At 51.4% G+C, this 12,939-nt stretch carries 10 protein-coding genes and 1 pseudogene; 4 read left to right on the forward strand and 7 right to left on the reverse strand.

Translation table 11 applies throughout. The features are described from left to right. Positions 1-107 precede the first annotated feature (107 nt). The 7 genes and pseudogenes from KBY08_RS16510 to KBY08_RS16540 all read right to left on the reverse strand — a co-directional run bounded on the left by KBY08_RS16510 (position 108) and on the right by KBY08_RS16540 (position 8,214). A pseudogene (locus tag KBY08_RS16510) lies at positions 108-535 on the reverse strand (hypothetical protein). Between the two features lie 85 nt (positions 536-620). Further along, a complete protein-coding gene (locus KBY08_RS16515) occupies positions 621-1,214 on the reverse strand; it encodes a hypothetical protein (RefSeq protein ID WP_024659638.1) in 594 nt (197 codons plus the stop codon). A gap of 140 nt (positions 1,215-1,354) precedes the next feature. Continuing rightward, positions 1,355-1,660: a hypothetical protein gene (locus KBY08_RS16520; RefSeq protein WP_024643261.1), complete on the reverse strand. Its 306-nt coding sequence runs from the start codon at positions 1,658-1,660 to the stop codon at positions 1,355-1,357. A gap of 260 nt (positions 1,661-1,920) precedes the next feature. Then, the gene (locus KBY08_RS16525; RefSeq protein ID WP_024643260.1) at positions 1,921-2,226 is read right to left on the reverse strand and encodes a hypothetical protein; all 306 of its coding nucleotides are present in this window, start codon (positions 2,224-2,226) and stop codon (positions 1,921-1,923) included. Between the two features lie 12 nt (positions 2,227-2,238). Further along, entirely contained in the window at positions 2,239-3,189 is a 951-nt protein-coding gene (locus tag KBY08_RS16530) for an RHS repeat domain-containing protein (protein ID WP_032624709.1), read from the reverse strand. Positions 3,190-3,212: 23 nt separating this feature from the next. Continuing rightward, positions 3,213-6,821, reverse strand: coding sequence for a hypothetical protein (locus KBY08_RS26515; protein WP_225651214.1), 3,609 nt, complete (start codon positions 6,819-6,821; stop codon positions 3,213-3,215). A 442-nt stretch (positions 6,822-7,263) separates the two neighbouring features. Next, the gene (locus KBY08_RS16540) at positions 7,264-8,214 is read right to left on the reverse strand and encodes a choline sulfate utilization transcriptional regulator (RefSeq protein WP_024643259.1); all 951 of its coding nucleotides are present in this window, start codon (positions 8,212-8,214) and stop codon (positions 7,264-7,266) included. 113 nt (positions 8,215-8,327) lie between these two features. On the opposite strand from KBY08_RS16540, the gene betC reads away from it, so the two are divergent. From betC to KBY08_RS16560, 4 genes are all read left to right on the forward strand, one after another. Beyond that, positions 8,328-9,833, forward strand: a complete 1,506-nt coding sequence (gene betC, locus KBY08_RS16545; RefSeq protein WP_024659636.1) for a choline-sulfatase — start codon at positions 8,328-8,330, stop codon at positions 9,831-9,833. Between the two features lie 36 nt (positions 9,834-9,869). Beyond that, complete coding sequence (locus tag KBY08_RS16550) at positions 9,870-10,796, forward strand: choline ABC transporter substrate-binding protein (RefSeq protein ID WP_024643257.1); 927 nt, start codon at positions 9,870-9,872, stop codon at positions 10,794-10,796. Between the two features lie 166 nt (positions 10,797-10,962). Next, positions 10,963-11,280 carry a hypothetical protein gene (locus KBY08_RS16555; RefSeq protein ID WP_003340090.1) on the forward strand — a complete coding sequence of 106 codons (318 nt, stop codon included), beginning with the start codon at positions 10,963-10,965 and terminating at the stop codon, positions 11,278-11,280. Between the two features lie 71 nt (positions 11,281-11,351). Then, positions 11,352-12,920: a SulP family inorganic anion transporter gene (locus KBY08_RS16560; protein WP_011266137.1), complete on the forward strand. Its 1,569-nt coding sequence runs from the start codon at positions 11,352-11,354 to the stop codon at positions 12,918-12,920. The last annotated feature ends 19 nt before the right edge of the window (positions 12,921-12,939 follow it).

Here is a 12,939-nt window from a genome sequence, read left to right on the forward strand (position 1 = left end):
GCTGAAGGCCTGACTGATGCGGGTGTGTCGTCAGCCTTGATCATTTTTTCTCGTGTGTAGACCGATAGTAGGTCCTGCATGATGGTGGAGAAAGCCTCATAGCCGTCTTACGTGTGAAGTCTCACAGCATCGAGCGGCTCCAAAACGACGCTCTCTGCCAATAAAATACGCACTGCACCGTAGACGGCCTCAAGCTTAAACAATACAAGCTTACTGGTGCGAACGAGGTCCAGTTTCTGCAGAAAGTTAGTGTCTTTTAAGTCGTCTGGCTGAGGATCGTGTCCTTTCATCAGGAAAAACAAGCAACGTGCTGTTTCTATTTCCTGATCGTTACCGGCTTCAAAAAAATGGCGCGGTCGACAATATTCAAAACCCTCATACCATTCAGGCTAAAATTATCGACGCTGTTAGCAATAGTTTGATAACGCTTTTTGCCTTCCCACGGACTTATCACATGTAAGAAAATTTCTTTTTCAATTGATAACGCATGAATCGAATCAATCGTAGCCTCTACTAAAACATCCCAAAGGCTCATAACATCTTCTTGCGCTCAAAGCGGGGGCTGATAAGAAAATTGACATCCCCCACCCTTTGCTCATATTGAAAAATTATCGAAGTAGCTATATATCCGTCTGATTTTTATCTTTCCATACATCGCCGCTTGCCTCATGGAACCGGTAACCAAACGGCAACGCTAAAAACTTCACAAGGTCAGGACGATGCTCTGCCACATGGTGTGCGTGAACCGTCTTGAGCGTTTGTGTATCGCCGTTATACCGGTCTGTGGTTATCCACCAGCCAGACATATGCTCGGGCGACGGATAGCGAACGCCCTCAACGGCGTCGCCCTCGAACACACCATCAGAAATGACTATCAGCTGATCGTGAAGTGGGACGGAACACTCGACGCCGAGTTTTGCGCATATTGCGTGCTGCTCTGACCACATTTTTAGCGTAGTCGTGATACCGAGTACATAGTCATCTGTCAAAGGGACTTGTTCAAAAAATATTAGCGCCTGACAATCATTGAGCTGCATTTTTGTTATCCAGGAGCCGTAGCCCAAGGTTTCATTTGGTGAAATCTTATGACCCGTTTCGAGATAATGAAAGGCCGTCTCAACAAACTCAATTGCGTATTCTTCTAAATCTTCATCATGAGCCTGAACATTTATCTCGTAACCGTACTTTTGTAGAAGCCTATCGGTTTTTAGCATCAATCCAAATTTATTTAGGGATACATTTATCTTCACCGATTATCCCTCTAGACGCAGCGTAATTTTTTATACCATGTACAGCTAGCAAAGCAGGACGTGTATGCATACATACAAGCCCATGCTCGTTAAACCAAGTGAAGCTAATTCCATATGACCCGAGGAAATCCTGGCTTCGAAAGCTGCATAGCTTCCGGCCCATTAAACCCATCCGGGCTCATATCAATTCTAACTTTTGCTAAACCTTCGAAAACAAGCTCAATTTCCAGTTCGCTTTCTGAGACGCTTAAAAGCTTTTTCCCTTGTAGACCCTTAACTGTCGAGCCAATAATGCTGTATGAATTATAGACGCTCACTATAATGTCCTCGGAAAAAAATAGTTGAAAATAGTCGTGAATAACAAGCGCCGTTACAACATCACTTCCAACAAGATTGGTAAGAACAGTCATCGCACAACACCCCATTAATCGATTGGAAAATGGATTTTTAAAATTTGGAAAAGTACGTCCTATGTGAAGGACCACTCCCCGATCTAAACTATTCTGTAGAAATCCATCGCTTTTTAGTATCACCCTATATTGATTTATGGAACTACTTATCTTCACCGGCTATCCCCCTTGATGCGGCGTAAGAACACCTATCCATTTTCTGCTAGCAAATAGGGCTTGTACATATAGAAACAAGCCCATGTGCTTTAAACCAGGAGATGCTAGTCCCATATCACCAGAGGAAATCCGGGTCTCAGAAGCTCCATAGCTTCCGGCCCATGAAATCCATCCGGACTCATATCAACTCTAATTTTTGCTAAGCCTTCAAACACTAGCTCAATCTCTTGCTCGCCTTCTGAAATAGTTATAAGCTCTTTCCCCCGTAAACCTTTCACAGTCGAGCCAAAAATATGATATGAATTATTTATATTTAATATGACGTCTTCAGCAAAGAATATCTGAATATAGTCATGCACTACACATGCTTTTACAACATTACTACCAATAATACTGGTAAGTACGCTCATTATAATACTCCACTATTCTATCGGGAAATGACTTTTGGAGTGTGACAAAGTCCGTCCTGTGTAAGGGTCGACACCCTGATCTAACCTGTTTTCGTATTTAATATAACCATTTTTGTAACCTGGGTTCTTACCTAGTGGACGTGTTGGATTCATGAGGCGCAGGGCACTAACTTGACCATTATCACCACCTTTACCATTAATAAAAGCAGATCCTGTGATATTTCCTGCACGATTCACATTGGGCGATGGGCCCGTTGCCCCTTTGGGTACAGGAAAAACAGTCCCATTCGGTGATATCAAGAAGTCAGGGGCTCCTGATGATGTGGCGTTGTCGAGGTGCGGACGTATATCGGATGCCCTTTCCAGCCCTCGTGCTCCCTGAATGGCCAAACCTGCTGCTCCAGGTACCATGGGAATCGCAGCGAGTACCCCATCTGCAGCGATACCGACACCATCTAAGGCCGCAGCACCATAATTCCCCTCTTTTACATTCTGATGAAAACTGGCCATCCCCACCGCTAAGCTCATCGTCTCGATAATGAGGTCAGCGTACAAACCGCTAGGATCAGAAAACTTATATGGATTATTATTTGCATAAGCATATCGATTAAAGCTATGCAGATTACTTTCCTGAAAGTCGACCGGATCAGCACCCATGAAGCGACCGAGCAGTGGATCGTAATACCGTGCCCCCATATATGAAAGGCCGCTATTATCGTCAAATACTTTCCCATGAAAGCCAATCTTGTTGCTACTGCTTGGACTCGTTTGGGTTAATTTTTCTCCGTACGGCTTATAGCTCTCTTTCCAGAGTAGATTGCCAGTTTCATCGGTCGCAACCATAGGGCTGCCGGCTATATCATTATGAAAATAGGTAACGGTGTTTGCCAAAGCGGCATGAGTCACCACGAGTGCCAGCATCGCGACACTGACTTTGCGAAATAGCTTTTTTATAATTTGCATGGTTCGGTTTCCTTGACACCCGATCATGGGCTTACCTGCTGTGCAATGCGCTGGTCACCCAAATAGAAATACTCGGTTAGCTTGTCTCCCTCGAGTTCCATCCGTAACCTTCCATCGGCATCTTGCATCTCGTATATTTTGTTGCCCGCAGAACTGACGGAACTGCGTTGATTCAAACCATCGTACTGATATTCAACTTTTTTGTCGGGACTCTCGCAGTTAACGCATACAAGATTGGGAACATTATTGTAAAGGTAAGCGTTGTCAGCACTACTGCTGACGTTGCCATAAGCATCGTAGTTTATACTATCAATGCGCTGTCCATCGACAGAAGTCAGGCGGTTTTGTATATCGTAGTTATAGTTCAGGCTTGAATCGCCAAACGTTTTTTGGGTCAAGTTTCCTACACCGTCGTAGGCGAGGGTTCCTACCCCCCAGAAACCATCGGCACTCACCAAACGATCAAGGCTGTCGTAAGCAAGGGTACGGTCCATGCTGTTGTCCACACCGTCCCTGATGGTCAACAAGTTACCCGCACCATCATAGTCGTAAATGCTTTTCAGGTAATCGACTCCAGCGGGTGAGGTAATGTTGAAAGAAGCTGGCCAGAGACGACTATTTTGTTCGTAACTGACCGCCGCACCGTTGGCATAGATGACCTGTTTAATCATACCGTTCGGCCAATAAGCAATATTGCTAACGTAGCCCGATACCATTGTGGGCCTGCCTAATACGTCTGGCGCATATTCAACTATGCGACCAGACGGATTATAAGTGAGGCTTTTCAGCCGATCATTTTCATCGTAGCCATAAGAAAGCTCAAACAGCTTACCTTCAATAGAAAGGCTTTCCGTTATGACGAACCCTGCAGGGTTGTATGTAAAGCTTCGAATACCCGTACTGCTGCCCGCTATTAGCAGATTATTTTGTTTATCATAAGTATTTTTGATAGCGGGAGTGCCTTGCGCATAATCGATTGCAGTTTGTCGATTCTGCCCGTCGTATGTGTACGTTGTAATATCTGACTGCCCCACCTGCTTTGAAGTCATATTGCCTGCAATGTCTCGACCGTAGACGGTGTCTCCAGTTTCGGGATTGCTGACCGAGATCAAATAACCATTTGCGTTATAGCCGTAATGGCGTGTGAAATTGCCTTGTGTAACCGACGTCACTTGTTCGCGACCATTTCGAGTCAAGGTTATACTGGCTGTCGGATTCGACGGCTGAAATGACATCAGAGACAATTTTTCGGGGTCGCCATAGCCACGATAGTTATAAGTAGTGGAATTGCCTCGTTCGTCAGTTATGACTTTGTGGGCAAAACCGTAGGCAGTGCTCTGGTAGGTACCGTCCGCATGGGTGATCCGAATGACGCGACCCAGCGCATCATACTGATAACTGGTTCCCATACTTGAGTTAGGGTCTGAAGTAAACGTTACGCGGCCATAGGCATCGTACGCATAGGTGGTTGTTATATCACCTCTAACAATACTGGAGACACGACCAGACAGATCATATTGAGTTATCTCGGACAGATTGCCGCGCAGATTTGTCTTGCTGGTGGGTGTGTATATTATTTTTTGACCAGCGCCTTGCGGCGGAGTGATAGAGGTTACGCGGTTCAACCTGTCGTATTCGTAGTGCGTTGTGTGGCCTTCACCGTTGGTCTCAGAGGTAACATTGCCAGCGTCGTCGACTGCACGCGAAATAGTAATACCCTCTGGCTGAACCTCAGTTTGCGGAGTACCGAGTTTATAATTCATGTAGCTGTAATGACGATCACCCGGGCGAATTTGCGTCGCTTGATTACCTTGCGCATCGTAGGTATACGCAGTCGCAACACCATCGCGATTGTAATTGATTAGCTTACCGTTCTCATCGTAGATACGATGTACAGAACTATCAGGTGACATCTGATCTATAGGGCGACCTATTATCCATTTATCAGTATTATTATACCAAGTCAGCGTGGTAGTTCGACCATCACTATTAGGACCTGTTTCAGTCAGTATTCCAGGATTGCCATAAGCATCGTAGTTAGAGTAGTGACTACTGTAGGTTGCGCCATCACGGACAAAAGTTCGCTCTTGAAGGTCAGCTGCCCAGATTGTATCGTCCGTGACTACACCGAGTTCAAACACATATTCTCTTCCATGTGAAATAAACCGTTGCTGCCACTTGTATGTTTCATAACTCCCGTCCGGGCGGGTAATTTTAACCGGACTTCCTATACTCCACACGGTATTATTTATAGTGTTTCCATCTGTAGCAATACTGTATCCAGGGCCAATGAACTCATGGATGGTTGTGCCATCCGGCCCGGTGATAACTGTACTATCGTATTGTCCAATATTTCCACGATTATAAGCATAAGCCCAGTGATTTCCGGCTGCATCAATTTTGCGGCTTATACGCTCGAAACGCGACCAGACAAAGCGTCCACCAAGACGGCCTTCTAGATCCACATATGAGTATTCATATGTCGTTTTTCCACCGTTGGGCTGCTCAATCGATATAAGTTTGCGAGCGGCGGCTCTTTGATCATTCGCATAACTTTCATTGGAAACTACTATCTGAAACCATTCTCCAGGGTGATAGGCATACTTCCAGACTTCTCCAGTAGGTCCAGTTACCTGAGCCAGGGCCTGAGAGTTCAGATGGTCTTTCGCGGTATATCCATACTGAACCATGCGCTGATTATTATCGACCAGCGAAAGAAGGCGGCCTGTCGCAGGGTCGTAATTAAAATCAACAGCTCTGCCGTCACTGGACGTTATCCTAGATAAAAGCATATCGGATTTTTCGCAGTTGGCGGCGTCTTCAAGGTTGGCTTGAAGACAGTGGTCAATATAAACACTCCCTGAAATTGGAACGCTTAAAGGGGGGCCAAATTGAGTATAGTCGTAAGCAATCCAGTTACCATTAAGGTCAGTTGCCTTTTTTGTCAGAAAAATAGATTCTGTAAAATCTGGATCTTCGTTAGGAAACGATGTAACTGAAGCACTAAATTTCATATCTACATCGGCACGCCCCATGTCATACCTAATTCCAGATGGCGACGTTAGCGTAAGCACCATTGAATCGCAACGTAAACGCCAATTTGATTTGGTTCTGTCTTCATAAGGTGCAACACGATAAAATTTTTCGCTACTACCATCCGGAAGTCTTAAATTAAATCGGGCACTGGGACGTTCCCCTTGATTGTGACACAACTGAAAAGTTGAGTTCATGTAATAGTTAGGTGTCCCGCTACGATCACGAAGATGATAATTGGTGGCATGATAAATCTTCGGCGCTGCCGCGATTGTCCAACCGGGTCCTAAAGCGGTCCATTCCGTACTTTGCCTATAAGGCGCAGCAAGCCCGGCGGTTAAACGCTGTAGGTCGTAGCTTCGATGAATATTGATATCCATGCCTGCCGTCCCAGGAATACTTAAATCAATATGACTGACTTTGAGATTCCCGGACCAAGGGTCAACGCTGTCAACCGCATTAGAAACCAGCCCACGATTTTTCTTCGGTGCTAAATCATACGGCGTAGACTCTAACTCTTCAGAATGTCCAAGCTGACTTCCCAATAGCGCGCCAAACAGCAAAACTTTCATAATATTGTTTTTCTTTTTTCCAAGCACGTTAAATCCATCCATTATCTTAAATAGTAAAAAGCAAAGCTCATAGCAGCCTTCTACAGCCTTATTGATTTGATATAGATTTTTGGGCCTATGATCACTCGCTGCATGCCATAAACTGGTCAGTATTGATACGGCATGGGCAAAGCGCTCTATTTAGGAGCACTTAAACTGATCTATAAGTTAAATCTCAAATACTCGCTTTATGCGCTTTTAAGCAAGATCCATGATGATTGAAACTATCAAATCGCGTCACACACGTCTATTTGAGAAAGCCATAACTTAAAGTCATTCCAGATGCAGCCGCCATCTAATACACAACCTAAGTAATACTATATGAGAACAAAAGTAAACCCGCTTACTTCCGTAAAACTTGTAAGAAATTTCCTATCTAACCACTAATTGCTTCGAACTTATATTTAATTCAACCTTGAACACCGCCTCCCTAAACCGCAATCGACGGCAACGGCCTGCCCGCCAGCGAAACCCCGCTCAACGCCTGCTCGCTGGCCAGCCAGTCCACGAACTGCTGAACGATCTGCACGCGGCGTTTGCGCTGGGGCAGGACCACGTAATAGCCCTGACCGGAAATCGCAGCGCCGGTGATAGGGCGGCAGAGCAGGCCTTGATCGAGCAGATCGTCGACCAGGTGCTTCCAGCCGATGGCGATGCCTTGTCCGCCGATGGCCGCCTGGATCAGCAGGGTGTAGTTGTCGAAGCGCAGTTGACCGGGCGCCGGGGCCTGGGGGATGTCCAGCGCGCGGAATACGCCAGCCCAGTCGAACCAGTTGTTGATGCTTTCGCCACGCAGGTGCAGGAGCGGAAAGTCGCGCAGCGCATCGGTAGGCAGCGGCGTCTGGCGCCCGGCGAGCAATTGCGGACTGCACACCGGGAAGACTTCTTCGCTGAACAGCCAGTGGCTTTCTCCCTGTTTGAAGCGCCCGTCACCGAACAGCACGGCAACGTCGATATCGGCGCGTAACATGCTGTGGGTACGCTCGCTGGTGACCAGGCTGACATCCACGTCCGGGTTGACCTTGTGGAAGCGGTGCAGACGCGGCATCAGCCAGTAGGCGGCGAAGGCGAAGTCGGTCGCCACTTGAAGCACTTCGTGCTGGTGGTGTTCGGTGATGGCTATCACTCCGCTGTCGATGGATTGCAGCCCGGCCTGCACATGGCTGAACAACACTTCACCGGCGTCGGTCAATTCGATGCCACGGTAGATGCGGTCGAATAATCGGGTAGCGAGTTGCTCTTCGAGACGCTTGATCTGCTGGCTGACAGCGGGCTGTGTCGTGCCCAGTTCGAGGGCTGCCGCGGTGAAGCTGCGTAAGCGCGCCGCGACCTCAAAGGCACGCAGCAGGTCGAGTGACACATCGCCGAAAGATTCAAACATTAGCTGGGCTTATCCTAGGCATTGCTGTGTAGGGGCTTTACCCTGAAACTTATGGACTCCATCCTCATACCCGGCACTTTCGCATAACTTTTCACAATGGATATAGCGATTACATGAAGCGCAAAAATATTCTGTTCATCATGGCCGATCAAATGGCCGCGCCAATGTTGCCGTTTTACGCCCGGTCCCCGATTCTGATGCCGAACCTGAGCCGTCTCGCCGCCGACGGCGTAGTGTTCGATTCGGCGTACTGCAACAGCCCGCTATGCGCGCCGTCGCGCTTCACCCTGGTCAGCGGCCAGTTGCCAAGCAGGATCGGCGCGTACGACAACGCAGCCGACTTCCCGGCCGATATTCCGACCTATGCCCACTACCTGCGTGCGCTGGGCTACAAGACCGCACTGTCGGGCAAGATGCACTTCTGCGGACCGGACCAGTTGCATGGCTACGAAGAACGCCTGACCAGTGACATTTACCCGGCCGACTACGGCTGGTCGGTCAACTGGGACGAGCCGGACGTGCGGCCAAGCTGGTATCACAACATGTCATCGGTGTTGCAGGCCGGCCCGTGCATTCGCACCAACCAGCTGGATTTCGATGAAGAGGTGCTGTTCAAGTCCCAGCAGTATCTGTACGACCACGTGCGCCAGGACGGTGATGCGCCTTTCTGCCTGACCGTTTCCATGACTCACCCTCATGATCCGTACACCATTCCCATGCCGTTCTGGGACCTGTACGCCGACGAAGAGATCCCGATGCCGCCGCCGCACGCCAACCAGGCCGCGCTGGACCCGCATTCACAACGGCTGCTCAAGGTCTATGACCTGTGGGACAAGCCCATGCCGACCGACAAGATTCGTGATGCACGCCGCGCCTACTTCGGTGCGTGCAGCTACATCGACCTCAACGTCGGCAAACTGATGCAGACGCTCGATGAAGTCGGGCTGGCGGAAGACACCATCGTGGTGTTCTCCGGCGATCACGGCGACATGCTGGGCGAGAAGGGCCTCTGGTACAAAATGCACTGGTTTGAAATGGCCGCCCGCGTGCCGCTGGTGGTGTACGCGCCGGGCCAGTTCAAACCGGGACGGGTCAGTGCGTCGGTGTCGACTGCCGACTTGCTGCCGACCTTCGTCGAAATGGCCAAAGGCAAACTGGACGCCGGTTTGCCAATGGACGGACGTTCGCTGATGCCGCATTTGAAACGCAAGGGCGGGCACGATGAGGTGTTCGGTGAGTACATGGCCGAAGGCACCACCAGCCCGCTGATGATGATCCGTCGTGGCGCGTACAAATTCATCTATTCGGAGCAGGACCCGTGCCTGCTGTTCGATGTGAAAAAGGACCCGAAAGAGCAGAAGGACCTGAGCCAGTCACCCACCCATGAAAAGCTGTTCAACGATTTCCTGGCCGAAGCTCGGGCCAAGTGGGACATCCCGGCGATACACCAACAGGTGCTCGCCAGCCAGCGCAGAAGGCGCTTCGTCGCCAAATCGCTGGCAACCGGCAAGCTGAAGAGTTGGGATCACCAGCCACTGGTCGACGCCAGTCAGCAGTACATGCGCAACCACATTGATCTGGACGATCTGGAGCGCAAGGCACGTTTTCCGCAACCTTGACCCTGCCCACACCAAAAAAACCAAAGGGGTACATCAATGAAGAAGTTATCCACAGCCGTTGCGGTCGCGGTCATGACCCTCGGCAGCCTTGCAGCACAGGCAGAGGACGCCAGTTGCAGCACCGTGAAGATGGCCGATCCCGGCTGGAGTGACATTGCGGCCACCAACGCCATTACCAGCGTGGTACTCGAAGGTCTGGGCTACACGCCCAAGGTCGATACCCTGGCCGTGCCGATCGCCTATGGCGGTTTGAAAGACGGCAAGCTGGATGTGTTTCTGGGCAACTGGATGCCGGCGCAGCAGGGCTTCTACGACAAGTTCGTGGCCACCGGCGATGTGACGCAACTGGCGAAAAACCTGGAGGGCACCGAATTCACCCTGGCCGTGCCGGATTACGTCTGGGATGCCGGTGTGCATGACTTTGCCGACCTGAGCAAATTTGCTGACAAGTTCGACAAGAAGATCTATGGCATCGGTTCTGGCGCGCCTGCCAACCTGTCTTTGCAGGAGATCATCAAGAAGAACGAATTCGATCTGGGCAAATGGAAGCTGGTGGAATCCAGCGAAACCGCGATGCTTGCCGAGGTCAATCGCAACGTGAAGAAAAAGGCCTTTGTGGTGTTCCTCGGCTGGACGCCGCACCCGATGAACGTGCAGATCAAGGGCATGCACTACCTCAAGGGCGGCGAGAAATACTTTGGTGACACCGGCTCGGTCTTTACACTGACCCGCAAAGGTTATGCTCAAGCCTGCCCGAACGTCGGCAAGCTGCTGACCCATCTGAGCTTCACCCTGGACATGGAAAACAGCATCATGGCCGAGGTGGTCAACAAGAAGGTCAGCAACAGCGAGGCGGCAAAGGCCTGGATCAAGGCCAACCCGGCGGTGCTGGACAAGTGGCTGGAGGGCGTGAAGACGGTTGATGGCAAGGACGGGCTGGCAGCGGTGAAGGCGAAATTGTAGGCCTCGACACTAAGTAGTGACCCGGCGTCAGGAGTTTCCACTGCGCCGGTTTTTCAGCAATTATTAGCGCTCCGAAGCGTCATTCTGGAATAGCAATAAGGAACCAACGAACGGGGACAAACCACTAGACTGCCGTGCGGCCTATCCGCTAACTCTGGAGAACAGTATGAAAAGGTCACTTATACCCCTCTCGCTGGCCCTGATTCTGAGCGCATCCTTTGCCTCTGCGGGTAGCTGGCCACCAGAAACCAGCGCCAAAGTGCCTGGAAACGCGCTGGAATATCCGACCAAGCTGGAGGCCGTCAATGTCTCTATGGAAGAAATGCTCAATGCAGGAGCAACGGTCGTTTCTTCGTACGTGGCAGACATTGGTCCGGTAGTGACCCTCAAGAACAAGAAACACTATGTTATCTGCATGCTCAGAGGTGCTGGAACCGGGTCAGATACAAACGTCGCCACCTCGAAATGCTACGCCATGAACTAGCGTTCGCTCGCGGCTCCGGGCAGAAACGGTCTGACGTCGTGATGCAGTGACCCATCCAACATGAGGGACCGATGCGCTGGCTCAATCGCCATAAATTTCTACCCTTTCTCGCCTGGCTGCCGCAGCAGAATCGCGCCAGCGTCGGGCGTGATGCGCTGGTGGGCCTGAGTGGCGCCATTCTGGCGCTGCCGCAATCCATCGCTTACGCACTGATCGCCGGGCTGCCGCCTGAGTACGGTCTGTACGCTGCGATTGTTCCAGTCCTCGTGGCCTGCCTGTGGGGATCGTCCTGGCACCTGATCTGCGGGCCGACTGCCGCTATATCCATCGTGCTGTATGCCAGTGTCAGTCCGCTCGCCGTCCCGGCCAGTCAGGACTACATCATGTTGATCCTGCTGCTGACCTTCATCGCCGGTGTGTTTCAACTGTTGCTGGGGATGATGCGCTTCGGTGCGCTGGTGAATTTCGTTTCGCATTCGGTGGTGCTGGGTTTCACGCTGGGCGCTGCGGTGGTGATTGCGCTGGGGCAGATGCCCAATCTGCTGGGCATCGATCTGCCAAGTCAGACCACCGCCCTCAAAAGCCTGAGCGCCGTGCTTGAGCATTGGCGTGAAGTCGATCTGTCTTCGCTGATGCTCGGTCTGTTGACCCTGGCGCTGGGTATCGGACTCAAGCTTCTGGTGCCTCGCTGGCCGACGCTGTTGATCGCCCTGGTGTCGAGCAGCCTGCTGGTGTGGCTGTGGCCGGCGATGTTCGGCCATGTCCGTGTGGTCAGCGCCTTCGTCGGCCATCTGCCGCCCTTCAGCCCGTTGCCGCTGGACCTCGAACTGATCCTCAAGCTGCTGCCGACCGCCGTGGCGGTGGGCATGCTCGGGCTGGTCAACAGCCTGTCGATTGCCCGCTCGCTGTCGGCTCGTTCGCAGCAGATGCTCAATGCCAATCAGGAAGTGCGTGCCCAGGGGCTGTCGAACATGGTCGGCTCGCTGTTCTCCGGCTACCTGTCAGCCGGGTCTTTTACCCGGGCGGCATTGAGTTACGAGGCTGGTGCGCGCTCGCCGCTGGCGGGTGTGTTTTCTGCGTTGTGGGTGGCATTGTTCGCGGTCGCCGGTGCCTCGTTGATATCGCACATTCCGATCCCGGCCATGGCCGCCTCAATCCTGCTGATCTGTTGGGGGCTGGTGGATCGCCGCGGCATTCGGGCGCTGTTCCGCGTCAGCCGCGCCGAGTTTTTCGTGATGGCACTGACCTGTCTGGCCACCTTGCTGCTGGAGCTGCAAACCGCGATCTACGCCGGTGTACTTGCCTCGCTGTTTTTCTACCTCAAGCGCACCTCGCAACCGCGCGTCCAGCAATGGCGCGAGGGCGACGAGGAGGTCCTGCGGGTCGGCGGATCGATCTTCTTCGGCGCCAGCCACTACCTGCAAACCCGCCTGCAACGTACCGAAGGTGTGCGAGTGGTGATCGATGCGCAGCAGATCAACTTCATCGATTACTCAGGCGTGGAGATGCTTCATCAGGAAGCCAGACGTCTGGGCCGGCAGGGCAGAGTGCTGGTCCTGCGCAATGCCAGGCCGCAAGTGATCGAGGAACTGCACAAGCTGGAAGGCGCGGAGAAGTGCCCGATTCTGTTTGAGGATTGAGTTGTAACTCATCGTCGCG

The sequence above is a fragment of the Pseudomonas sp. P135 genome (assembly GCF_020312125.1).
Classification (GTDB): Bacteria; Pseudomonadota; Gammaproteobacteria; order Pseudomonadales; family Pseudomonadaceae; genus Aquipseudomonas; species Aquipseudomonas fragariae.